General features: G+C 66.2%; 22 protein-coding genes. 5 read left to right on the top strand and 17 right to left on the bottom strand.

What is annotated here, in order from left to right:
- Positions 1-309 precede the first annotated feature (309 nt).
- The 4 genes from scpA to POM99_RS06575 form a co-directional block, all read right to left on the bottom strand.
- Positions 310-2,454, bottom strand: a complete 2,145-nt coding sequence (scpA, locus tag POM99_RS06590; RefSeq protein WP_277276062.1) for a methylmalonyl-CoA mutase — start codon at positions 2,452-2,454, stop codon at positions 310-312.
- A 153-nt stretch (positions 2,455-2,607) separates the two neighbouring features.
- Entirely contained in the window at positions 2,608-3,045 is a 438-nt protein-coding gene (gene mce, locus POM99_RS06585) for a methylmalonyl-CoA epimerase (protein WP_277276061.1), read from the bottom strand.
- A 2-nt stretch (positions 3,046-3,047) separates the two neighbouring features.
- Positions 3,048-4,226 carry an acetyl-CoA C-acyltransferase family protein gene (locus POM99_RS06580; RefSeq protein ID WP_277276060.1) on the bottom strand — a complete coding sequence of 393 codons (1,179 nt, stop codon included), beginning with the start codon at positions 4,224-4,226 and terminating at the stop codon, positions 3,048-3,050.
- A 29-nt stretch (positions 4,227-4,255) separates the two neighbouring features.
- A complete protein-coding gene (locus POM99_RS06575) occupies positions 4,256-5,782 on the bottom strand; it encodes an acyl-CoA carboxylase subunit beta (RefSeq protein ID WP_277276059.1) in 1,527 nt (508 codons plus the stop codon).
- Between the two features lie 113 nt (positions 5,783-5,895).
- Here POM99_RS06575 and POM99_RS06570 point away from each other — a divergent pair, with 113 nt between their 5' ends.
- Both POM99_RS06570 and POM99_RS06565 read left to right on the top strand, forming a co-directional pair.
- Positions 5,896-7,305: a helix-turn-helix domain-containing protein gene (locus POM99_RS06570; protein ID WP_277276058.1), complete on the top strand. Its 1,410-nt coding sequence runs from the start codon at positions 5,896-5,898 to the stop codon at positions 7,303-7,305.
- Between the two features lie 103 nt (positions 7,306-7,408).
- Positions 7,409-7,804 (top strand): endonuclease domain-containing protein, encoded by a 396-nt coding sequence (locus tag POM99_RS06565; protein WP_277276057.1) that lies wholly within the window; start codon positions 7,409-7,411, stop codon positions 7,802-7,804.
- Positions 7,805-7,930: 126 nt separating this feature from the next.
- Here POM99_RS06565 and POM99_RS06560 read toward each other — a convergent pair whose 3' ends face one another.
- From POM99_RS06560 to sucC, 3 genes are read right to left on the bottom strand one after another with little or no spacing between them, the layout of a single operon-like run.
- Positions 7,931-8,335 (bottom strand): hypothetical protein, encoded by a 405-nt coding sequence (locus tag POM99_RS06560; protein WP_277276056.1) that lies wholly within the window; start codon positions 8,333-8,335, stop codon positions 7,931-7,933.
- Positions 8,336-8,347: 12 nt separating this feature from the next.
- Positions 8,348-9,232 carry a succinate--CoA ligase subunit alpha gene (sucD, locus tag POM99_RS06555; protein WP_277276055.1) on the bottom strand — a complete coding sequence of 295 codons (885 nt, stop codon included), beginning with the start codon at positions 9,230-9,232 and terminating at the stop codon, positions 8,348-8,350.
- A gap of 3 nt (positions 9,233-9,235) precedes the next feature.
- The gene (sucC, locus tag POM99_RS06550; protein ID WP_277276054.1) at positions 9,236-10,435 is read right to left on the bottom strand and encodes an ADP-forming succinate--CoA ligase subunit beta; all 1,200 of its coding nucleotides are present in this window, start codon (positions 10,433-10,435) and stop codon (positions 9,236-9,238) included.
- A 236-nt stretch (positions 10,436-10,671) separates the two neighbouring features.
- On the opposite strand from sucC, the gene POM99_RS06545 reads away from it, so the two are divergent.
- Positions 10,672-11,457: a 3'(2'),5'-bisphosphate nucleotidase CysQ gene (locus POM99_RS06545; RefSeq protein WP_277276053.1), complete on the top strand. Its 786-nt coding sequence runs from the start codon at positions 10,672-10,674 to the stop codon at positions 11,455-11,457.
- Between the two features lie 156 nt (positions 11,458-11,613).
- Here the strand turns inward: POM99_RS06545 and POM99_RS06540 are convergent, their stop codons facing one another.
- The 3 genes from POM99_RS06540 to POM99_RS06530 all read right to left on the bottom strand — a co-directional run bounded on the left by POM99_RS06540 (position 11,614) and on the right by POM99_RS06530 (position 14,449).
- Positions 11,614-12,615, bottom strand: a complete 1,002-nt coding sequence (locus POM99_RS06540; RefSeq protein WP_277276052.1) for an aldo/keto reductase — start codon at positions 12,613-12,615, stop codon at positions 11,614-11,616.
- A gap of 363 nt (positions 12,616-12,978) precedes the next feature.
- Complete coding sequence (locus POM99_RS06535) at positions 12,979-13,434, bottom strand: hypothetical protein (RefSeq protein ID WP_277276051.1); 456 nt, start codon at positions 13,432-13,434, stop codon at positions 12,979-12,981.
- Between the two features lie 322 nt (positions 13,435-13,756).
- Complete coding sequence (locus tag POM99_RS06530) at positions 13,757-14,449, bottom strand: YiaD family glycine zipper/OmpA-like lipoprotein (RefSeq protein WP_277276050.1); 693 nt, start codon at positions 14,447-14,449, stop codon at positions 13,757-13,759.
- Positions 14,450-14,609: 160 nt separating this feature from the next.
- Between POM99_RS06530 and POM99_RS06525 the strand changes: the two genes are divergently transcribed.
- Entirely contained in the window at positions 14,610-15,935 is a 1,326-nt protein-coding gene (locus POM99_RS06525) for a hemolysin family protein (protein ID WP_277276049.1), read from the top strand.
- Positions 15,928-16,260 (top strand): immunity protein CdiI family protein, encoded by a 333-nt coding sequence (locus POM99_RS06520; RefSeq protein WP_277276048.1) that lies wholly within the window; start codon positions 15,928-15,930, stop codon positions 16,258-16,260. The genes POM99_RS06525 and POM99_RS06520 overlap by 8 nt, the downstream gene beginning before the upstream one ends.
- 59 nt (positions 16,261-16,319) lie before the next feature.
- Here the strand turns inward: POM99_RS06520 and POM99_RS06515 are convergent, their stop codons facing one another.
- The 7 genes from POM99_RS06515 to POM99_RS06485 all read right to left on the bottom strand — a co-directional run bounded on the left by POM99_RS06515 (position 16,320) and on the right by POM99_RS06485 (position 23,710).
- Complete coding sequence (locus POM99_RS06515; protein WP_277276047.1) at positions 16,320-16,733, bottom strand: DUF3035 domain-containing protein; 414 nt, start codon at positions 16,731-16,733, stop codon at positions 16,320-16,322.
- Entirely contained in the window at positions 16,726-17,274 is a 549-nt protein-coding gene (gene lspA / locus POM99_RS06510; RefSeq protein ID WP_277276046.1) for a signal peptidase II, read from the bottom strand. Before lspA ends, POM99_RS06515 begins: the two co-directional genes overlap by 8 nt.
- The gene (ileS, locus tag POM99_RS06505; protein WP_277276045.1) at positions 17,274-20,126 is read right to left on the bottom strand and encodes an isoleucine--tRNA ligase; all 2,853 of its coding nucleotides are present in this window, start codon (positions 20,124-20,126) and stop codon (positions 17,274-17,276) included. The genes lspA and ileS overlap by 1 nt, the downstream gene beginning before the upstream one ends.
- Before the next feature lie 99 nt (positions 20,127-20,225).
- Complete coding sequence (locus tag POM99_RS06500) at positions 20,226-21,248, bottom strand: glycerophosphodiester phosphodiesterase family protein (RefSeq protein WP_277276044.1); 1,023 nt, start codon at positions 21,246-21,248, stop codon at positions 20,226-20,228.
- Positions 21,232-22,170 (bottom strand): bifunctional riboflavin kinase/FAD synthetase, encoded by a 939-nt coding sequence (locus POM99_RS06495; protein ID WP_277276043.1) that lies wholly within the window; start codon positions 22,168-22,170, stop codon positions 21,232-21,234. The genes POM99_RS06500 and POM99_RS06495 overlap by 17 nt, the downstream gene beginning before the upstream one ends.
- On the bottom strand, positions 22,167-22,655 hold the full coding sequence (locus POM99_RS06490; protein WP_277276042.1) for a dihydrofolate reductase: 489 nt from the start codon (positions 22,653-22,655) through the stop codon (positions 22,167-22,169). Before POM99_RS06490 ends, POM99_RS06495 begins: the two co-directional genes overlap by 4 nt.
- Entirely contained in the window at positions 22,652-23,710 is a 1,059-nt protein-coding gene (locus POM99_RS06485; protein ID WP_277276041.1) for a 5-(carboxyamino)imidazole ribonucleotide synthase, read from the bottom strand. Before POM99_RS06485 ends, POM99_RS06490 begins: the two co-directional genes overlap by 4 nt.
- Positions 23,711-23,745 lie beyond the last annotated feature (35 nt).

The following is a 23,745-nucleotide window of genomic DNA, read 5'->3' as shown; positions in this document are numbered from 1 at the left end:
ACCTTCACCCCCCGTCACCCCGGACTTGATCCGGGGTCCCGCCGTTCCTGCCACGCTGCGCAAGGCAGCGGGACCCCGGGTCAGGCCCGGGGTGACGGAATGGGAAAAGGCAGTCCACAAGCTCAAAATTTCCATCTCCAAGCCCTCTCCCCGCTCGGGGAGAGGATAGCGCAGCTTGCTCCGCAAGGAGCTAGCGAAGCTTGGAGAGGGGTGCGCTGCGCCCGAGAGCGCACAGGCCCCTCTCCAACTTCGGCTAGGCGGCAAGCCGCCAAGCCTTCGTATCCTCTCCCCGTGCGGGGAGAGGGTAAATTACTCCGCTGCTGCCAGTTCTTCGCCCGCAGGCGGCATGTTGTGGCCCAGCAGGCGCAGCATGTCCGCCGCGCATTCGACGACGTTGGAGCCGGGGCCATAGATGCCCTGGACGCCGGCTTCGCGCAGGAAATCGTAGTCCTGCGGCGGGATGACGCCGCCGGCGACGACCTTGATGTCCGCGCGGCCGGCAGCTTTCAGGTGGCCGATCAGTTCGGGGATCAGCGTCTTGTGCCCGGCGGCGAGGCTGGAGGCGCCGACGGCGTCGACGTCCTTTTCCAGTGCCAGCTTGCAGGCTTCTTCCGGAGTCTGGAACAGCGGGCCGGAGGTGACGTCGAAGCCCATGTCGGTGAAGGCCGAGGCGATGACGTTGGCGCCGCGATCGTGGCCATCCTGGCCCATCTTGGCGACGAGCATGCGGGGCTTGCGCCCGAGGCGACGGGTGACCGCCTCGACGCCATCGAGAACCTGCTGGTAGCGGCTGTCACCGGCATAGGCCGCGCCGTAGATGCCCTTGACCGGGGTGGGCACGGTGCCGTGGCGGCCGAAGACGATTTCCATCGCGTCGGAGATTTCACCCAGCGTGGCGCGGTGACGCGCGGCCTCGACCGCCAGTTCGAGCAGATTGCCGCCGGTCTTGGCGCCTTCGGTCAACGCGTTCAATGCGGCGCGGCACTTCGTCTCGTCGCGGGTTTCGCGCACGCGCCTGATGCGGGCGATCTGCGCTTCGCGGACAACGTGGTTGTCCACCTCCAGCGTTTCGAGCTGGTCTTCGTTGGCGAGGCGGTACTTGTTGACGCCGACGATCACGTCTTCGCCGCGATCGACGCGGGCCTGGCGGCCGGCGGCGGCTTCCTCGATCATCGCCTTGGGCCAGCCGGCGGCGACCGCCTTGGCCATGCCGCCTTCGGCCTCGACGCGTTCGATGATCTCCCACGCCTTGTCGACAAGTTCCTGGGTCAGGCTTTCGATGTAGTACGACCCGCCGAGCGGATCGACCACCTTGGTCATGCCGGTTTCTTCCTGGATCACGATCTGCGTGTTGCGCGCGATGCGGGCGGAAAAATCGGTGGGCAGCGCGATGGCTTCATCCAGCGCGTTGGTGTGGAGCGACTGGGTGCCGCCCAGCATCGCGGCCATCGCCTCGATCGTGGTGCGGATGACGTTGTTGTAGGGGTCTTGCTCCTGCAAGCTGACGCCCGAGGTCTGGCAGTGGGTGCGCAGCATCTTGGAGCGTTCGTCCTGCGCGCCGAGCTTGGTCATCACGCGGTGCCAGAGGACGCGCGCGGCGCGGAGCTTTGCCACTTCCATGAAGAAGTTCATGCCGATGGCGAAGAAGAACGAGAGGCGGCCAGCGAACTTGTCGATATCGAGGCCCGAGGCGACGCCATACTTCACGTATTCCATGCCGTCGGCGATGGTGAAGGCCAGTTCCTGCACCTGCGTCGCGCCGGCTTCCTGCATGTGATAGCCGGAGATGGAGATCGAGTTGAACTTCGGCATCTCGCGGCTGGTGTAGCCGAAGATGTCGGAGATGATCCGCATCGAGGGTTCGGGCGGGTAGATGTAGGTGTTGCGGACCATGAACTCCTTGAGGATGTCGTTCTGGATGGTCCCGTCGAGCAGCTTGCGGTCGACGCCCTGTTCCTCGCCCGCGACGATGAAGAAGGCGAGGATCGGGATCACCGCGCCGTTCATGGTCATCGAAACAGACATCTGATCGAGCGGGATGCCGTCGAACAGGATCTTCATGTCCTCGACGCTGTCGATGGCCACGCCCGCCTTGCCGACATCGCCCACCACGCGGGGGTGGTCGGAGTCATAGCCGCGGTGGGTGGCGAGGTCGAAGGCGACCGAGAGGCCCTTCTGCCCCGCAGCCAGGTTGCGGCGGTAGAAGGCGTTGGATTCCTCGGCGGTGGAGAAGCCGGCGTACTGGCGGATGGTCCAGGGGCGGCCGGCGTACATGGAGGCGCGCACGCCGCGCGTGAACGGGGCGAAGCCAGGCAGGCCGGGATCGGCCTTGACGTCCTCGGCGGTGTAGAGCGGCTTCACGGCGATCCCTTCCGGGGTCTGCCATGTAAGGTTCTTGCCCTTCACTTCCTTGGTGGCGGCGGCCTGCCAGTCTTGCAGCGTCTTGTCGGTCATTCCCTGTCTCCATGCCCCTCTCTCCGTGTCGGGGAGAGGATACGAAGGCTTGGCAGTTTGCTGCCTTAGCCGGAGTTGGAGAGGGGGCCCTGTCCTCGCGGACGCTGAACCCCCACACCCAACCCTCTCCCCACCGGGGAGAGGGCTATCGATTCAATGCGCCTCTTTCGGCGTTTCCATGATCTCGGTGAGCTGGCCGCCCATGTCCTTGGGGTGGACGAAGAAGATCAGCGTGCCGTGGGCGCCAATGCGGGGTTCGCCCAGCACGCGCTTGCCCTGGCTTTCGAACCAGGCCTTGGCGGCGTGGATATCGGGCACTTCGTAGCAGAGGTGGTGCTGGCCGCCGAGCGGATTGGCGGCGAGCCACTTGCCCACGGCGCTGTCCGGGCTGGTCGGCTGGATCAGCTCGATCTGCGTGCCGGCCGTGCCGTTCTGGCCCGGGGTGTTGACGAAGCACACGCGCACCTGCTGGCTTTCCAGCACGAAAGGCTCGGTGATGTCGCTCGCGCCCATCACGTCGCGGTAGAAGGCGATGGAAGCGTCGATATCCGGCGTGGCGACGCCGACATGGTTCAAGCGGCCCAGCTTCACGATCAGACCCTTTCGATGACCATGGCGATGCCCTGGCCGCCGCCGATGCACATGGTGATCAGGCCATAGCGGCCGCCGGTGCGGTGCAGTTCGTACATCGTCTTGATGGTGAGGATCGCGCCGGTGGCGCCGATCGGGTGGCCGAGCGAGATGCCCGAGCCGTTGGGGTTGGTCTTGGCGGGATCGAAGCCGAGTTCCTTGGCGACGCCGCAGGCCTGCGCGGCGAAGGCTTCGTTGGCTTCGATCACGTCGATCTGATCGAGCGTGAGCCCGGCGCGCTGCAGCGCGACCGGCACGGCCTTCACAGGGCCGAGGCCCATCACGTTCGGTTCGACGCCGGCATGGCCCCAGCCGAGGATCTTCGCCATGGGCTTGAGCCCCAGTTCCTCCACCGCCTTGCCACTGGCCAGCACGACCGCGGCGGCGCCATCGTTGATGCCGCTGGCGTTGCCGGCGGTGACGGTGCCGTCCTTCTTGAACACCGGCTTGAGCCCGGCGAGCGATTCGGCGGTGGTGTCACCGCGCACGTGCTCGTCGGTGTCGAACACCGTCACGCCCTTGCGCGTCTTGATCTCGACCGGGACGATCTGTTCCTTGAAGTAGCCCGCGGCGATGGCGGCGGCGGCGCGCTTCTGGCTTTCGGCGGCGACGGCGTCCTGCTCTTCACGGCTGATGCCGCAGCGTTCGGCGACGTTCTCGGCCGTCACGCCCATGTGGATGCCTTCGAACGGATCGTGCAGCGCGCCGAGCATGGCGTCCATCAGCACCTGGTCGCCCATCTTCTGCCCGTTGCGGGCGGTGAGGATCATGTGCGGGGCGTTGGACATGCTTTCCGCACCGCCGCCCACGGCGACGTCCTGTTCCCCCAGCGCGATGCCCTGCGCCGCCGAGACGATGGCCTGGAGGCCCGAACCGCACAGGCGGTTGACGTTCATCGCGGGCGCTTCGATCGGGATGCCGGCGTTCACCGCGGCGACGCGGCTGACGTAGGCGTCCTTGGGCTGGGTCGGCACGACGGTGCCGATCACCACGTTCTGCACCTTGTCCGCCGTGATCCCGGCGCGGGCGATGGCTTCCTTGATGACGATGGCGCCGGTTTCAGCCGGACGCAGCGAAGCGAGGCTGCCGCCGAACGAGCCGATGGCGGTACGCGCGCCCGAAACGATGAAAATGTCGGTCATGATCATGAAATCCTTGGACTATCCGGCGCTCAAAGCGGGATGTTGTCGTGTTTCTTCCACGGGTTCTCGAGCGCCTTGTTGCGCAGCTTGCGCAGGCCCAGCGCGATGCGGCGGCGGGTCGAGTGGGGGTGGATCACTTCGTCCACGAAGCCCTTGCTCGCCGCCACGAAGGGATTGGCGAAGCGGTCTTCGTATTCCTTGGTCTTCACCGCCTGCTCTTCTGCAGAAAGGCCGCGGAAGATGATCTCGACCGCGCCCTTGGCGCCCATCACCGCGATTTCGGCGGTCGGCCAGGCATAGTTCAGGTCACCACGCAGGTGCTTGGAGGCCATCACGTCATAGGCGCCGCCATAGGCCTTGCGGGTGATCACGGTGATCTTGGGCACGGTGGCTTCGGCATAGGCGAAGAGCAGCTTGGCGCCGTGCTTGATGATGCCGTTGTGTTCCTGCGCCGTGCCGGGAAGGAAGCCGGGCACATCGACGAAGGTGACGATGGGGATTTCGAAGGCGTCGCAGAAGCGGACGAAGCGCGCCGCCTTCTTCGACGAGTTGATATCGAGCACGCCCGCCAGCACCATCGGCTGGTTGGCGACGACGCCGACGGTGCGCCCTTCGATACGGCCGAAACCGCAGATGATGTTACCCGCGTGCTTGGGTTGGACTTCGAAGAAATCGCCCTCGTCCAGCACCTTGCGGATGACTTCGTGCATGTCATACGGCTGGTTGGCCGAGGCCGGGACCAGCGTGTCGAGGCTGTTGTCGAGCCGGTCCCACGGATCGTTGCTGGGACGTTCGGGCACGCCCGACTGGTTGGACAGCGGCAGGTAATCGAAGAATTCGCGCGCCATCAGCAGCGCCTCGATATCGTTTTCGCAGGCGAGGTCCGCGACCGAGGTCTTGGTGGTGTGGGTGACCGCGCCGCCCAGCTCTTCCTGCGTCACGATCTCGTTGGTCACGGTCTTGACCACGTCGGGCCCGGTGACGAACATGTAGGAGCTGTCCTTCACCATGAAGATGAAGTCGGTCATCGCCGGGCTGTAGACCGCGCCGCCGGCGCAGGGGCCCATGATCAGCGAAAGCTGCGGCACCACGCCCGAGGCGAGCACGTTGCGCTGGAAGATTTCGGCATAGCCGCCCAATGAGGCGACGCCTTCCTGGATGCGGGCGCCGCCCGAATCGTTGAGGCCGATCACCGGGGCGCCGACCTTGAGCGCCATGTCCATGATCTTGCAGATCTTCATGGCGTGGCGTTCGGACACCGCACCGCCGAAGACGGTGAAATCCTGGCTGAACACGAAGACGAGGCGGCCGTTGATCGTGCCGCTGCCGGTGACCACGCCATCGCCGGGGATGGTGGTTTCGGGCATGCCGAAATCGACGCAGTTGTGTTCGACGTAGGCGTCGACTTCCTCGAAGCTGCCTTCATCGAGCAGGATATCGAGCCGTTCGCGCGCGGTCAGCTTGCCCTTGGCATGCTGCGCATCGATGCGGCGCTGGCCGCCACCCATGCGCGCGGCTTCGCGGCGCTTTTCCATTTCGGCAATGTTCGCGGACATAAATGAGCCCCGGAAATGACAGATCGGATGGGGCGTTGCCGCATTCGCGAAGGCCTGTCCAATGTAATCCTGCAAAGTTGCAAAGCATGACTTTGCAAACTACCCTGCCATTTATGGCGAACCGGCGACTCTTTGCAGGGCAGGCCCTGCGCACACTGCGACAAAGGCGAGGGCTGAAACAGGCCGACATGGCGCAGGCGCTGGGCATCAGCGCGCCCTATCTTTCGCAGCTGGAATCGGACGAGCGGCACCTGACCCCGGCGCTGGCCGACGCGCTGCGCGCGGCCTTTCCGGTAGACTGGGCCGACCTTGCGCCCGCAGACGGGGAGACGCTGGCCGATGCGCTGCGGCTGGCGCTGGCCGATCCGCAGCTGGCGGGATCGGTGCCGGGCGAGCAGACCGAACGGCTGGCGCGGCAGTTTCCCGCCTTTGCCGAACAGTTCGTGGCGCTGCACGGCCTGTTTGCCCATAGCCGCCAGCGGCTGGAGATGATGGACGAGACGATCGGCGCGAACCTCGCGTCTGGCGGGCGGCTGCCGTGGGAGGAAGTGCGCGACTGGTTTCACCTCGCCAACAACTATGTCGACCGCATCGACCGCGACGCCGAGCGGCTGGCGCACGAGATCGCGGGCGAGGAGGCGAGCCCGCGGGTGCGATCGATGCAGCAGTGGCTGCGCCGCGAAGGGGTGAGCGTGGAATGGAAGAGCGGCGGGGCGATGCGCCGCTTCGACGCAGCGAGCCGGCACATCCAGCTCGATTCCAACCAGCCGCTGGAATCGGGGCGGTTCCAGCTGGCCTACCAGGTGGCGGCGCTGGCGCTTTCGGAACAGATCGCCGGGATCGTGGCGGCGGCGCCCTTGCAGACCGAAGCGGCGCGCCACCTGCTGACGGTGGGGCTGGGCAACTATGCCGCGGGGGCGCTGCTGATGCCCTATGAACGGTTCCGCACCGCAGCGCGCACGCTTCGCCACGATATCGACCGGCTGCGCCAGCTGTTCCATACCAGCTTCGAGCAGTGCTGCCACCGCCTGTCCACGCTGCAGCGCCCGCAGGCGCGCGGCATTCCGGTGTTCTTCTGCCGGGTGGACATGGCGGGCAACATCACCAAGCGCCATTCGGCCACGCGGCTGCAGTTCGGCCGCTTTGGTGGGGCCTGCCCGCTGTGGATCGTGCACGAGGCTGTCGCGATCCCTGACCGCATCCACGTGCAGCTGGCGGAAATGCCCGACGGCATCCGCTATGTCTCGATTGCCAAGGGGCTGGTGAAGCCATCGGGCAGCTTCTACCGCCCGCCGCGCCGCTATGCCGTGGCGCTGGGGTGCGAGGCGGCGCTGGCCGACGAGTTCGTCTATGCCGACGGGCTGAACCTGAAAAGCGAGGAGGCGATGACGCGCATCGGCATTTCCTGCCGCATCTGCCCCCGCGACCGCTGCGACCAACGCGCGTTTCCGCCGAGCGACCGGGGCATCGATGTGGACCCGAGCCAGCGGGATCTGGTGCCTTATCGGATTGTGGAGGGGTAGGGGGGCGCGGCACCATTACCCCTCCGTCAGCCTTCGGCTGCCACCTCCTCTTCCAAGGGAGGATGGGTTGGCAGGTGGGCAAAAATGGCGCACGTTACGTTGCATGCTTCATGGACCGAAAGGGACGCAGCAACTGGCGGCGGGAATGCGGCAGGCCATGTCGTTGCCCGAGGTGCTGTTGTGGCGGCAATTGCGGTTTCGGCCGGAGGGGCTGAAGTTCAGAAGGCAGCATCCGGCGGGCCGCTACGTGCTTGATTTCTTTTGCGCCGAGGCGAGGTTGGCGATCGAGATCGAAGGTCATGCGCACAACACCGGGGATTGGCCCGAGCGTGACCGGGTGCGCACGCTGTGGCTGGAGAAACAGGGGATCAGGGTGCTGCGGATCGCGGCTGCGCGAGTTCTGCAGGACCCGGTCGGGACAGCGGAAGCAATTGCGCAGTACGCGCAGTACGGCCGGCCCGAGCATCCTCCCCTGCAAGGGGAGGGGGACCGCCCGTAGGGTGGTGGAGGGGTACTGGGCTAGGGTTGTGCTGACCGGTCTAGCGTGGCGCTTTCCGTTACCCCTCCGTCAGCCTTCGGCTGCCACCTCCCCTTTCAGGGGAGGATGAAAGAGGCGGTCAATTTCTCAAAGGCGCGACCAGTATTCGGTCCAGAGCTCCCGCCATTCGGATCGTGTCTTGTCCGGTCCGAGGAGCCGCTCGAGTGCCCGGTACTGCTTGTGGCACCGGCGCATTGCCGCTCTATCCCAGCGATGCACCTTTGCTTCGTCAGTATCGATGTCGAAGCCCTTTGCGGTCATGAATGTGGCGTAGCAGTCCAGCAGCCGCTCATAGGCGCCGCCGGGGTTGGCATAGGGATCTTCCTTGGCTGCCACGGCTTGCGGGGCGAAAAGCATCAAACTTGCGATTGTCGCGAACGTCTTGAGTTGAACCACCACAGGCCCTCCAATCGTCGCCACCAGCGCCAGCAGGTGGGCACACATATGAAACAGGCCGGAAGGTTTCCCTTCCGGCCTGTTTTCTTGTCGCAAGGTGCGAGGGGATCAGCCCTTCAGCACTTCGGCCAGCGTTTCGCCCAGCAGGCTCGGCGAGGGGCTGACGCGGATGCCGGCGGCTTCCATCGCGGCGATCTTGCTTTCGGCATCGCCCTTGCCGCCCGAGACGATCGCGCCGGCGTGGCCCATGCGGCGGCCCGGAGGGGCGGAACGGCCCGCGATGAAGCCGGCCATCGGCTTCTTGCGGCCCTTCTTCGCCTCGTCGATCAGGAACTGCGCGGCCTGCTCCTCGGCGTCGCCGCCGATTTCGCCGATCATGATGATCGACTTGGTGTCGTCGTCGGCCAGGAACAGTTCGAGCACGTCGATGAAGTTGGTGCCGTTGACCGGGTCACCACCGATGCCGACCGCGGTGGTCTGGCCCAGGCCGATGTTCGAGGTCTGGAACACGGCTTCATAGGTGAGCGTGCCCGAGCGCGAGACGACGCCGACCGAACCCTTCTTGAAGATGGAGCCGGGCATGATGCCGATCTTGCATTCATCGGGCGTGAGCACGCCGGGGCAGTTCGGGCCGATGAGGCGCGACTTGGAGCCCGAGAGCGCACGCTTCACGCGGACCATGTCGAGCACCGGGATGCCTTCGGTGATGCACACGATCAGTTCCATCTGCGCGTCGATCGCTTCGAGGATGGCGTCGGCCGCACCCGGAGGCGGCACGTAGATGCACGAGGCGGTGGCGCCGGTCATGGCCTTGGCCTCGGCCACGGTGTCATACTGCGGCAGGCCGATGTGGGTGGTGCCGCCCTTGCCCGGGGTGACGCCCGCGACCATCTGCGTGCCATAGTCCAGCGCCGCCTGGGTATGGAACGCGCCGGTCTTGCCGGTCATCCCCTGGGTGATGACCTTGGTGTTCTTGTTGACGAGAATGCTCATGGTTCAGGAAACCTTCCGGACTTCGGCCACGATCTTCTGCGCGGCGTCGCCAAGGTCGTTGGCGGGAACGATGGGGAGACCCGAGTTGGCGAGGATGTCCTTGCCCTGCTGCACGTTGGTGCCTTCGAGACGGACGACCAGCGGAACCTGCAGGTTCACTTCCTTGGCCGCGGCGACGATGCCGTCGGCGATGATGTCGCACTTCATGATGCCGCCGAAGATGTTCACCAGGATGCCCTTCACCGCGGGATCGCGGAGAATGATCTTGAACGCCGCGGTGACCTTTTCAGTGGTGGCGCCGCCGCCCACGTCGAGGAAGTTGGCCGGGAATTCACCGTTGAGCTTGATGATGTCCATCGTCGCCATGGCAAGACCCGCGCCGTTGACCATGCAGCCGATGTTGCCGTCGAGCTTGATGTAGGCGAGGTCGTACTTGCTCGCCTCGATCTCGGCCGGGTCTTCCTCGGTCTCGTCACGCAGGGCGACGACTTCGGGGTGACGGTAGAGCGCGTTTGAATCGAAGCTCATCTTGGTGTCGAGGACGAGCAGGTTGCCGTCCTTGGTTTCGACCAGCGGGTTGATCTCCAGCATGTCGCAATCCAGCGCGTTGAACGCGGTGAACAGCTGCTTGGCGATGGTGCCGGCCTGCTTGGCGAGATCGCCCGAAAGCTTGAGCGCAGCGGCCACGGCGCGGCCGTGGTGCGGCATGAAGCCCTGTGCCGGATCGACCACGATCGTCGCGATCTTTTCGGGAGTCGAGTGGGCGACCTCTTCGATGTCCATGCCGCCTTCGGTCGAGACGATCATGGCGACGCGGCCGGTGCCACGGTCCACCACCATCGACAGGTAGTATTCCTTGGCGATGTCGACACCGTCGGTCACGTAGAGGCGGTTCACCTGCTTGCCGGCTTCACCGGTCTGCACGGTGACGAGGGTGTTGCCGAGCATTTCCTTGGCGAACGATTCGACTTCCTCGACCGACTTGGCGAGGCGGACGCCGCCCTTGGCGTCGGCAGGCAGTTCCTTGAACTTGCCCTTGCCGCGGCCGCCGGCGTGGATCTGGGCCTTGACCACATAAAGCGGCCCCGGAAGCTGCTTTGCAGCCGCGACGGCTTCTTCAACCGTCAGGGCGGCGATGCCGGCCGGAATGCCGACGCCGAACTTGGCGAGCAGTTCCTTGGCCTGATACTCGTGGATGTTCATGCAGAGTTCCCCGCTGTGACAGGTGGGAGGAAAGCGCCCAGCGGACGCCATTGCCCACGCTGAGTCGCGCCGCCTTAAGCACAGGGTTCCCGCCTTGAAAAGGGGCGAGATGCCGCACCCCGACCAAAGAAGAGGTATCAGGCCACGGAATTGTGCATACGAATGAGTAAAAGGATGGCTTCGGCTTCCCGCGCAAACCCTTGCGCCGGTGCGCAGGTTCCCGCATCGCGATGGGAATGATCGATTATGCCCGCCTGGAAGAGATCGTGCGCGAAGCCGGACGCATGGCGCTGGCGCGCTGGCCGGGCCACGGGCACGATCTGAAGGTGTGGGAGAAGTTGCCGGGCAACCCGGTGTCCGAAGCCGACATCGCGGTGGATACCTTCCTGAAGCGCGAGCTGAAGACGCTGCTGCCATCGGCGGGCTGGCTTTCGGAAGAGACGGTGGACCACCCCGAACGGCTGGCGCGCGGGCTGTGCTGGCTGGTCGATCCGATCGACGGCACGCGCGACTTCGTCCGTGGAAGGCCGGGCTGGTGCATCTCGGTGGCGCTGGTGAGCGCGGGGCGGCCGCTGATCGGCATGCTGGATGCGCCGGCGCGGCGCGAGTTCTGGATGGCGACGGCTGGCCAGGGGGCCACGCGCAACCGGGTGGCGCTTTCTGCGAGCTCCCGCACCACCCTGGCCGGATCGCGCGTGCCCGCCGATGCGCTGGCCAAGGTGGACCAGGACCTGACCATGGTGGACAAGCCCAATTCCATCGCGCTGCGCATCGCCATGGTGGCCGCGGACGAGGCCGACCTGCTGGCCACTTTGCGCTGGGGCTTCGAATGGGACATCGCGGCCGCCACGCTGATCGCGCGCGAGGCAGGCGCGGCGGTGAGCGACGCCTTTGGCCAGCCGCTGGACTACAACAAGCGCGACCCGCGCGCCTTTGGCCTGCTGGTGACCGCGCCGGCGATCCACGACGCCGCGGTGGAGCGGCTGGCGGAGCGTGCGGCGCGGCTGGTGAAGGAAGCTTGAGCTTTTCGGAAACTACGTAGAGGCGCGGTTTGGCGCGACTTCTTTGGACGTTGCGCCAAGGCGGGTCGCAGCGGGCAACCACCCCAGCGGTGACGCCCGGCCTTTGGCCGCGCTCCCCCACCCCAACCCCTCCCCGCCGGGGTGGGGCTTTTCGGATCACGCTTCGGCGAAGTCTTCCGTGTCGATGGTGGGGCGCATGGCGGCGCCATAGCGGTGGCCGGCGACGGTCTGCTGGTTGATCAGCGCGTCGACTTCGGAAGCGGTGGAGGCGGGGATCGCCCAGTCCCAGCGGGCGATGTTTTCGGCGAGGTGATCGGGCCGCATCGTGCCGGGGATGGCGACGACGTGTTCGCCGCGCGAGAGCACCCATGCCAGTGCGAGCTGCGCCGGGGTGACGCCTTCACGCGCGGCGATCGCGCCGAACCGCGCGGCGAGATCGCGGTTGTGCGCGAAGTTGCCATCCTGGAAGCGCGGCATGGCGAGGCGGATGTCCTTTTCCGGCAGGCTTGCGACATCGAGCGCGGGATCGGCGAGCAGGCCGCGCCCCACGGGCGAGAAGGCGACGAAGGTGATGCCGAGTTCGCGGCACACTTCCAGCACCGCGATCTCGGGATTGCGCGTCATCGGCGAATATTCGGTCTGCAGCGCGGCCACCGGGTGCGTGGCGTGGGCGCGGCGCACGGTTTCGGCGGACATCTCCGAGAGGCCGATCGCGCCGATCTTGCCCTCCTTGACCAGGTCCGCCAGCGCGCCGACCGAGTCCTCGATCGGCACGGCGAAATCGCGGCGGTGGAGGTAGTAGAGATCGATGTGGTCGGTCTGCAGCAGGCGCAGCGATTCCTCCAGCGCGGCGCGGATCGTCTCCGGCTTGCAATCGATGCGGCGCTTCTGCCCGTCGACGATGATGCCGGTCTTGCTGGCGAGGAAGAACTGGTTGCGGCGACCTTTGAGCGTCTGGCCGATGAGGGTTTCATTATGCCCGGTGCCATAGATGCGCGCGGTATCGAGGTGATCGTAGCCGAGATCGAGCGCGCGATCGAGCAGGCGGGCGCCGTCCTCGTCGGACGGGGGCGTGCCATAGGCCCAGCTGAGGGACATGCAGCCGAGGCCGACGGGATTGACCTGGCGGCCGGCGATGGTGCGGCGGGTGATGCTCACGGGAAATCTCCTTTGCCGACCCTTTAGGGCTTGTCTTGCTCCGGCGGAAGCGCGGGCGGCGTGTCTTTCATCGGGTGGCGAGAGGCTGGGTTGGGCAGGTTTGGCGAAGGCGTCAGCGCTGGCGATGGGGTTGCGCCGGGGTGGTTCGACAGGCTCACCACGAGCGGGTTTGGGATTGGGGGGGGGGGGGGAAGCGGACGTTCCGCCAAGGCCGCTCCTGCATCACACCGGTTCGTCATCCCGGGCTTGACCCGGGATCCCGCTTTTTTGGGCAAGCGGTGTGCTGGCAGAGATAGCGGGACCCCGGGTCACGCCCGGGGTGACGGTTGATTTTGGGTGGAAAGCAGACGATTTGAGATCAGATCAAAACGGCGGGCTGTCTACGACCAAGCAACGAGCAAGCCTTTCGACGATAGGCCGATATAGCGCCACCTTCGCGCGGGGATATTTAAGCTGCATGGTCACGAAACGATCATCGCGCTTCACAGCCTTGATATAGAACTGGAATTTGGCTCCGTCATCGCCTGACAGGACAATCCAATCCACTTTGCCAGCGCGGTAAGTGATCCGGCCCCTATTACCAGTGTAGGTACCGGCCTCGTTAGCCGTCCAATCGGCAAGACTTATGTCAACCGCATATTGCCCGAAGACCAGAAGTTCAGCGCCCTTCTCATCTAAGAATTTTCGTCCATCAGCGTTATCCGCCTCTTGTTGGGGCTTGAATGCTGCAGGATAACAGGTCGAGTAACCGAACCGAGCATTGGCGTAAGTCGGCCAAGCTGTTGCTCCCGCAAGCATTGCGGTGAAAATGAGTGCCATGATGGGAGCCTACAAAAGCTGCAGATGTCTGCAAGTGGGCGAAAACGGCCAACCCGGTTAACGAGACCCGTGGCACCATCCCCGCCCACCCTGAGCTTGTCGAAGGGTGCTGGCGCTGGTGGTGGGGTTGCGCTGGGCTGGTTCGACGGGCTCACCAGGAGCGGAGTTGCCTAGGTGGCATGTTCCGGGTCGGAGCATGAACAAGCCAAGCCCTGTGTCGAGCACGGGGCGACGCAAAGGTATCGGGTTGAGGGCTTGAGCGCGGATTGGCGCGGCGGGCCTCTTCACGCGCGGCGCGTGAAGAGGCCGCCTTGAGCGCGCTTTACTGGCCGGCGCGGGCGCGGGCGACGTCGTCCTGGGTGACGGGGACGATCTTGATTTCCACGCGGCGGTTGGCGGCGCGGCCCTCTTCGGTGGCGTTGCTGGCGACCGGCTGGGTCATGCCGAAGCCTTGGCTGCGGATGCGGGCGGCCGAAACGCCGCGCGAGGAGAGGTAATCCGCCACGGCACGGGCGCGGTTTTCCGACAGGCGCTGGTTGTAGGCGGCCGAACCCGTGGAATCGGTGTGGCCATAGACGTCGATCAGCGAGTTCGGGTACTGGCTGAGCGAGGCGGCGACCTTGTCCAGCGTATCGCGGAAGGCGGGCTTGATCAGGGTGCTGTCGGTATCGAAGGTGACGCCGTTGGGCAGGTTGACGAGGATCGCCTGGCCATTGTCGACCGGGGTCACGTCAACGCCCGAACCGGCGGTGGATTCCTTCAGTTCCTTGATCTGCTTGTCCATGGTGTAGCCCACCGCCGCGCCGGCGATGCCGCCGATGCCGGCGCCGATGATGCGGCCGGTGCCGCCGCCGATCAGGCCGCCGAGCAGCAGGCCCGCCAGCGCACCGGCGCCGCCGCCGATGGCGGTGCGCGAAACCTTGCGTTCGCCAGTGTTGGGATCGGTGACGCAGGCCGAAAGGCTGACGAGCGAAACGGCACAAAGGCCGGAAATGAGCGTGCGACGGATCTTCATGGTATTGGTTCCCCTTCTGCGGCCGTTCCCGGCGTCTTTTCGCGACGGGAACCTAGTGCACAACGGCGACATTACGCCAGCCCCGCATGAACGGTTCCCGAACGCAACGTATCCCAAGCGCCCTTCGCGCAGCGCATCAAATCTGCTAGCGGCTGAAACCGTGACACCGTTTCCCTGGCCTGACGCCTTCGTGATTGTTGGCCTCGTCGTGCTTAACGGCCTGTTTTCCATGTCGGAACTGGCGATCGTTTCTGCACGCCCGGCGCGCCTGAAGGTGCTGGCCGAAGGCGGATCGCGCGGTGCGCAGACCGCGCTGACGCTGGCCGCGGACCCCGGAAAATTTTTGTCGACGGTGCAGATCGGCATCACGCTGGTGGGCATCATCGCCGGCGCCTATTCCGGATCGAGCCTGGGCGGGCCGACCGCCGAGCGGCTGGCGGCATGGGGCGTGCCGGAGCGGTATGCCGACGATGCCGGCTTCGTTCTGGTGATCGCGATCACGACATACCTGAGCCTGGTGGCGGGCGAGCTGGTGCCCAAGCAGCTGGCGCTGCGCGCGGCGGAGCCCATCGCCGTGATCGCATCGCGGCCGATGGTGGTGGTGGCCAAGGTGACCGCGCCGTTCGTGTGGGCGCTGGACCGGTCATCGGGCATGCTGCTGCGGCTGTTCGGGCTGAGCAAGGGCGGGGAACAGGAAGTCACCGCCGAAGAACTGCACATGATCTTTGCCGAGGCGACCCGATCAGGCGTGATCGAGGAGGACGAACGCGCGCTGATGACCAGCGTGATGCGGCTGGCCGAACGCCCGGTGCGCGAGGTGATGACCCCGCGCACCGAACTGCACTGGATCGAACGCCGGGCCACCGAGGCCGAGCTGCGCGCCGCGATCGAGGACAGCCCGCATTCGCTGCTGCTGGTGGCGGACCGATCGGTCGACAGGATCGTGGGCGTGGTGAAGGTGCGCGACGTGCTGGCGGTGCTGCTGCGCGGGCGCAAGGCGATGCTGGCGCGGCTGATGAAGAAGCCGGCAATCGTGCCCGACCAGCTCGACACGATGGACGCGCTGAAGGTGATCCAGCAGGCCGAAGTGGCGCTGGCGCTGGTGCACGACGAATATGGCCACCTGGAAGGGATCGTGACCCCGGCAGACCTGCTCTCCGCCATTGCGGGCAACTTCGTGGCGCACAGCGACGAAGGCGATGTGCCGATGATCACCGAGCGCGAGGACGGATCGCTGCTGGTTTCGGGCGCGCTGCCGGCCGACGTGCTGGCGGACCGGCTGGGGCTGGACCTGCCCGAGGACCGCGACTTCGCCACCACCGCCGGCTTTGCGCTGAGCGTGCTGAAGAAGCTGCCGGTGGAGGGCGAGTACTTCATCGACCAGGGCTGGCGCTTCGAGGTGGTGGACATGGACGGGCGCAAGATCGACAAGCTGCTGGTGGCCCACGCCAAGGCCGCGCACCCGCCGGCGGAGCTGGATGGCTAGGGCGGTGGCCGCACCGGGCCGGTCCGTGGCGCTGCGGATCAAGGTGATGCCCGATTACGAGTGCGCCCCGCTGTGGTGGGATGGCGGCGACAGGGTGGGCGATGTTCCGCCGGAGGAGCTTGGCCTGCCCGACGCGCTGTGCCGTGATCTGTGGGACTGGGCCGCGCGCCATGACGCGACATTGGATCGCGATGATCCGGCCAGATCCGGCTTTGGCTCGGACGAGGCGTTGAAGGCGTTCGAAGCCGAGGGACTGCAGCTGACGCGGCGGGTGGCCGAGGCGTTGGGCGACACCGCCCGGGTACGGTGGTGGCGCGAGCGCTGAAACGCAGAACCCCCGCGCAGGGCGAGGGCTTCACGACATTGGCAAGGGATGGGTCAGCCTTAGCCGGCGGTGCCAGCCTGGGCTTCCGCGCCATCGCCCTGCGGGGCGGCGAGGATGTTCTGCACGGCGGCACCCTTGGCCACGGTGCGGGTCTGCGGATCGCCCACGGTGCTGCGGATGCCGACGGCCGAAGCCCCGGCCTTGCCCAGCGCGTCGGTTTCCACCGCGCTGCGCGGGGCGGGGCCGCCGAACAGGGCATCGAGCGCCTGCTTGGACGAATCGACATCCTGCGGGCGCGGGGCGCCGGGGTTGGGCGGGGCGAGCGCGAAATCGGGCGGCACCACCAGCGGCGCCTGGCGCGTCACCGCGAATTCATCGGGCCGCACGCGGTTGAACAGCGAACCGCCGGACGCGCAGGCCGAGAGCGTGCCCGCGCCAAGGACCAGCAGGCAAAGGGTGGCGGACTTACGCATCAATCGTCTCCGTGGCGGCAGGAACGTCGCCCTGTTGGTTCTCGTCGGCGCCCGGCTTTTCGCGCGAAAGCAGCGAGCGGGCAAGCAGTATCAGCACGCCGAAAGTGATGGCGGCATCGGCGATGTTGAAGATCAGGAAAGGGCGCCATTCGCCGATGTGAAGGTCGGCATAATCGATCACGAAGCCCCACATGAAGCGATCGTAGATGTTGCCCATCGCCCCGCCGAGCACGAGCGCGAGGCCGAGGAGATCGCCCGTCAGGCGTTCTCGCAGCATCCACACCGCCACGCCGAGCGCGATCAGCCCGGTGACGAGGATCAGCCCCATGCGCATTTCCGCAGAGGTCGCGGTGAACATGCCGAGCGAGACGCCGAAGTTCTGGGTGAAGCGCAGGTCGAAGAACGGCAGCAGGGTGTAGGGCCCGCTGCGTTCGAGGTCATACGGACCGACCAGAAGCCATTTGACCGAGCGATCCAGGGCGAAGACGGCCAGCGCGATGGCGAAGGCAATGGCACGCCGCGCCGCGAGGGAGCGCGCCATCAGGCAACCTCTCCATCGATCGTGGCGACGACATCCTCGCACCGCCCGCACAGCGCGCCATCTTCGGCCACGTCGGGCAGGTGGCGCCAGCAGCGGCCGCACTTGTGGTCAGAGGTTCGCGTCACGATCACGCCATCGCCCTGCCCGCGCACGACTGTCCCGGTGATGAACAGCTCGGCAAGATCGGCCTCGGGTGCGGAATCGGGCACGGTGACGACGGCTTCGAGACCGGAGCCGAGCACCTTTTCGCGGCGCAGCGGCTCGATCGCCTCGTTCACCGTGGTGCGCAGGGCGCGCAGTTCGGCCCAGCGGTCTTCATCCACGGTGGAGACCGGCAGTTCCGGCCAGGTGAGCAGGTGGACGCTGTCTCCATCGGGGTAGCGCGACTGCCACACTTCCTCGGCGGTGAAGACCAGCACCGGTGCGGCATAGCGGACCAGCGCGTGGAACAGCACATCGAGCACGGTGCGATAGGCGCGCCGCTTCGGATCAGCCGGCGCATCGCAATAGAGGCTGTCCTTGCGGATATCGAAGAAGAAGGCCGAGAGGTCTTCGTTGCAGAACTCGCTGAGCGCGCGGACATAGGTGTTGAAGTCGAAGTCCGCGATCGCCTGGCGCAGCGTGGCGTCGAGCTTTTCGAGCTGGACGAGCATGTAACGCTCCAGCTCGGGCATTTCGGCCACCGGCAGGCATTCGCCTTCCGCAAAGCCTTCCAGCGCGCCGAGCAGGTAGCGGAAGGTGTTGCGCAGCTTGCGGTACTGGTCGGCGACGCCCTGGAGGATTTCCTTGCCGATGCGGTGGTCCTCGGTGAAATCGACCGAGAGCGCCCAGAGGCGGAGGATGTCGGCACCATAATCGCGCATCAGGTCGATCGGGCTGATCGTGTTGCCAAGCGACTTGGACATCTTCATGCCCTTGGCGTCCATGGTGAAACCATGGGTCAGCACCGCCTTGTAGGGCGCATGGCCGCGCGTGGCGCAGGCTTCGAGCAGCGAGGACTGGAACCAGCCGCGATGCTGGTCGCTGCCTTCGAGATAGAGGTCCGCCAGCGGGCCCAGGTAGCCTTCGGGGCGGAGCAGGTCGGGCCACTTGCCGGATTCGAGCACGAAGGCGTGGGTCGAGCCCGAATCGAACCAGACGTCGAGAATGTCGGTTACGCGCTCGTAGTCCTCGGCCTTGTAATCCGGCCCCAGGTATTCCTGCGCGCGGGCGTCTTCCCAGGCGTCCACGCCCTCGGCACGGATGGCGGCGACGATGCGGGCGTTGACGGCGGGATCGGACAGGTACTGGCCGGTCTTGCGATTGACAAACAGGGTGATCGGCACGCCCCACGCACGCTGGCGCGACAGCACCCAGTCTGGCCGGCCTTCGACCATCGCGCCGATGCGGTTGCGGCCCTTTTCCGGCACAAAGCGGGTGTCGGCGATGGCCTGCAGCGCCGTCTGGCGCAGGGTCTTCGCCTCTGCCACGTCGCGCAGCATGGCTTCGAGCGGATCGAGGTCTTCGGGATGATCGCCCGGCAACGGGCGGTCCATCGGCACGAACCACTGCGGCGTGCAGCGGAAGATGACCTTGGCCTTGGAACGCCACGAATGCGGGTAGCTGTGCCTGTAGTCCGCGCTGGCCGCCATCAGCCCGCCGCTGGCGCGCAGGTCTTCGCAGATCGGGCCGTCGGGCGCGTTGAATTTGGGGTTGATGACCGAGCCCTGCCCGCCGAGCCAGCCCCAGTCCTCGCGATACTTGCCTTCACCGGTGACGGCGAAGACCGGATCGATGCCATTGGCCTTGCACAGCAGGAAGTCGTCCTCGCCATGGTCGGGCGCCATGTGGACGAAGCCGGTGCCCGATTCCACGGTGACGAACTCACCCGAGAGCAGCGGGCGCGGCGTGGCGTAGAAGCCGCCGAGGTGGTGCATCGGGTGGCGCACCTTGGTGCCCGCCAGCAACGCGCCCTTCACGAAGAAGTGCATGTCGTGGCTTTCATGCCCCAGCCGCTTGACGAAGCTTTCCACCAGCGGTTCGGCCACGAGCAGGCGGCGGCCATCGACCTCGATCATGTGGTAATCGATGTGATCGCCATAGGCGACCGCCTGATTGACAGGGATGGTCCACGGCGTGGTCGTCCAGATCACCACCGAAGCGCCCATCAGGTCGGGATCTTCGGCCTCGATGATCTCGAACGCCACGTCGATCTGGGTGGAGACGATGTCCTCGTACTCGACTTCCGCCTCGGCAAGCGCGGTCTTCTCCACCGGGCTCCACATCACCGGCTTGGCCCCGCGATAGAGCTGGCCGGATTCGGCGAATTTCAGCAGCTCGCCAACGATGATCGCCTCGGCGGTGAAGTCCATCGTCAGGTAGGGATTGTCCCAATCGCCGTTGATGCCCAGCCGCTTGAGCTGTTCGCGCTGCACGTCCACCCACTTCTGGGCATAGGCGCGGCATTCGGCGCGGAATTCCTTGGGCGGAACCTCGTCCTTGTTCTTCTTCTTCTTGCGGTACTCTTCCTCGACCTTCCATTCGATGGGCAGGCCGTGGCAGTCCCAGCCGGGCACATAGGGCGCGTCCTTGCCCAGCAGGCTCTGCGTGCGGACGACCATGTCCTTGAGGATATGGTTCAGCGCATGGCCGATGTGCATGTCGCCATTGGCGTAGGGCGGGCCATCGTGAAGGATGAACTTTTCCGCGCCCGCGCGCGCATCGCGCAGCCGCCGGTACAGGTCCATCTCCTGCCAGCGCGCAAGGATGCCCGGCTCCTTCTGCGGCAGGCCGGCCTTCATCGGGAAATCGGTCTTCGGCAGGAAGACGGTGTTGCGGAAGTCGCGAGCTTCCTGGCGCTGCTGTTCGGTCATGACCGGTGGGCGTTAGAACAAAGCGCTGCAGCAATAAACCCCCATCCCCCGCATCGGGCCAATCCCCGAAGATCGACCCCATGCGGGGAGGCGGCGGCTTTATTCACCCTGCTCGTCGCGATTCTGCGCAGCGATCGCCTCTTCATTGGTGCGGGCGTCCAGACTGGGGCGCAGCGCGGGGCCAACCGTCCAGAAATCGTCCACCATCACGTGACCATGGTAGCTGACCGGGATCAGCGGCAGGTCTGCTGCATGGCGCAGGCCGGCACCGTTGCCATCGCGCGTGGCCAGCACCTGCCCTCCCACGGCGGTGATGCGGCCCTGCAGCCGGTTGGGCCAGCCCCACAGGGTGAAGGTGCCATCAAGCGGCGCGACAAGCGTGCCCGACTGGCACGCGCCGGGAGTGAGGCCGGTCCAGCCCATCAGGCGATAGCTGCCGGTGCATGACTGCGCGCCTTCGTCCGTCCAGGCCCAAGCCTTTGGAAATGCGGCGCGAAATGCGGAAACGGCTTCATCCTTGCCGGTGAAGGCATCGCCCGTTGCCCCCGGATCGCGGCCCATCGCCTTGAGCTCCTGCACCAGCAGGCCGGCGGTGGCGGCATCGGGTGTGGACAGACGGAAAAGGAAACGGGCACGCGGATTGAGGTCGATCGCCTGCTCCAGCGTGGTCGCCAGCCCGACGCCCTTGCCGCGCAGGGGGAACGTGGCGCCCTTGTCTGCCGTGTAGCCATACCCGAGATCGAGCGCGCGCAGCTGCGCCAGCGTGGCCCCGGCCACCGGACCCTTGCCATTGGTGCGGCAATCCAGCGTGGCATCAGGGAAAAGCACCAGCGCGTTGTCCGCCGTGCGGGCGAGATCAACCGCCACCATGTCGGCCCCCATCCGCTGCGCCATCAGCACCGCGCGTTCGGTATCTTCCAGGATATCGTGGATCGGCGGCAAGATCTGCGTGGCCGGGCATGGTGACTTGCGCCCACCGGGCAGGTATTGCTGGGCAATACCACCATTTGCGATCAATCTAACGTGGCCCGGCGTGTCTGCCGCGATCCAGCTGGCATTGACGAAGGTAAGTATCAGGAAAGCAACCGCGCCAACAAACGCAATTCTACGTAACCAGATCATCGCCCAATAGCCCCCGTGCCTGCTCGCAGTCCCGTTTCATTTGTTGGACCAGAGCATCGAGGCTGTCAAACTTGGCCTCGGGACGAAGGAAATGATGGAACAGGACTTCGATCTCCTGCCCATAAAGATCACCGGCAAAATCGAAGAAGTGGGGCTCGAGCAGTTCCTTGGGCGGATCAAAGGTGGGGCGGATGCCCAGGTTGGCCGCGCCCTTTACCTTGCGCCCCCCGGGCAGGTGCGCGGAGATGGCATAAATGCCATAGCGCGGACGCAGGTACATGCCCATGTCGAGGTTCGCCGTGGGGAAATCGATGGTGCGCCCCACCTTGTCGCCATGCTGGACCAGACCACGGACCGCGAAGGGTCGGGTGAGCAGGCGGGTCGCCTCCTCGCAATCTCCCGCCTTCAGCGCGTCGCGGATGCGGCTTGAGGAAACGACCTCGCCCGCTTCGTCCACTGGGCCCACGGCACGGGCGCGGATGCCATGGCGCGCGCCGAGATCCTGCAGCACCTGGGGGTTGCCGCCGCGCCCCTTGCCAAAGGTGAAGTCTTCCCCGGTGACCACGCCGACGACGCCAAGGTGACCGGAAAGGCCATCAGAGATCCAGCTTTCGGCGGTCATGCCCGCCACTTCCGTGCCGAAGTGGATCACCAGCATGGCATCCGCCCCGGCGGCGGCGAAGAGTTCCTGCCGCTGGTCCAGCGTGGTCAGCCGGAAGGGTGCGGCATCGGGCGTGAAATAGCGCACGGGGTGCGGATCGAAAGTGGCGACGATGGCCGGGCGGCCTTCCGCCTTCGCCCAGCGGATCGCCTCACCCACCACGGCCTGGTGGCCGAGGTGGAAGCCGTCGAAGTTTCCGAGCGCGACGATGCCGCCGCGCAGGGCTTGGGGCACGGGCTGGCGGCTGTCGAGCCGGATCATGCCGCGCGCTCCAGCGTGACAAAGTCGAACGCCGGGGTTTCGCCCACGGCGGCATGGCATTCGCGCGCGGTTTCGCGCCATTGCGCGCCGGGCGGCGGCATGCGCGTGTCGCCGGCGTAATCGGCGTGAATCTCGGTAAGCTCGAGCCGTTCGGCCACGGGTTCGAACAGGGCGAGTACTTCCGCGCCGCCGATCACCGCGACCTCGCCCGTGCCCGCCAGAGCGAGCGCGGCGGCAATGGTGTGGGCGACTTCGGCACCCGGCGCGGCGAAAGCGGCATCGCGCGTCAGCACGATATGGCGGCGACCGGGCAGCAGGCCGGGAAGGCTCTCGAACGTCTTGCGGCCCATGATCATCGGCTTGTCCATGGTCAGCGCCTTGAACCGCTTCAAGTCGGCGGAAATGCGCCAAGGGAGCGTACCCTTGTCGCCAATGGTGCCGTCTGCCGCGCGCGCCACGATCAGGAACAGGCCCTTTCGCGTCACAGCACCAGCCGGGTCACGTGGCCCATCTTGCGGCCGGGACGCACCGCAGCCTTGCCATAGAGATGGAGATGGTTGGCTTCGTCCGAGAGGATCTTGGGCCAATCGTGGGCATCGTCGCCGATCAGGTTGTCCATCACCACACCCCGCGCCGCCAGCGCGGTGGAGCCGAGCGGCAGACCGCAGATGGCGCGGACATGGTTTTCGAACTGGCTGGTGAGCGTGCCCTCGATGGTCCAGTGGCCGGAGTTGTGGACGCGCGGGGCCATCTCGTTGAACACCGGGCCATCCGCCGTGGCGAAGAACTCCAGCGTCAGCACGCCGACGTATTCCAGCGCATCGGCCACCTTCTTCGCCAGCGCGCGCGCATCTTCGACCTGCGCGAGGATCACCGGCGCGGCGGGCACGGTGGAGCGATCGAGGATGCCGTTCTTGTGCACGTTCTCGGCGCTGTCCCAGAAGCGCACGTCGCCTGTCGCTGTGCGGACGAGGATCACCGAGAATTCGGCCTGGAAGGTGACGAAGCCTTCGTAGATCAGCGGCTTGGCCGGCAGTTCAAGCCTATCGGCATCGGCCGGCTGCATGATCCGCCACTGGCCCTTGCCGTCATAGCCGTCACGCCGCGTCTTGAGGATGCCGGGCGTGCCGATGCGGGCAACGGCGGCGCGCAGGTCTTCCGCCGAATCGACCTGCGCCCACGGAGCGGGACGGCCGCCGAGACCTTCGACGAAGGACTTCTCGTTCACCCGGTCCTGCGCCACTTCCAGCGCACGGGCCGGAGGATGCAGCGGTGCGTGGGGGGCGATGGCCGCCAGCGGCGCGGCGGCGACATTCTCGAACTCGTAGGTGACGACGGCGCACTGCGCGGCGAAGGCGGCGAGCGCGGCCTCGTCGTCATAGGCCCCTTGCGTGAACTGGGCGCAGACGTCGGCGGCGATGGAATCGGCCTCGGGCGCAAAAACGTGGCAGCGGTAGCCGAGGTTGGCCGCAGCGAGCGCGATCATCCGGCCAAGCTGGCCGCCGCCGAGGATGCCGATCGTCTCGCCGGGGGGGATCATGTTCCGCTCCTGTTGCGAGGGTCCTTCGACAGGCT

Origin of the sequence: Novosphingobium cyanobacteriorum, assembly GCF_029436685.1 — a bacterium.
Lineage (GTDB): Bacteria > Pseudomonadota > Alphaproteobacteria > Sphingomonadales > Sphingomonadaceae > Novosphingobium > Novosphingobium cyanobacteriorum.
This window is presented reverse-complemented; position numbering and strand designations above follow the sequence as displayed.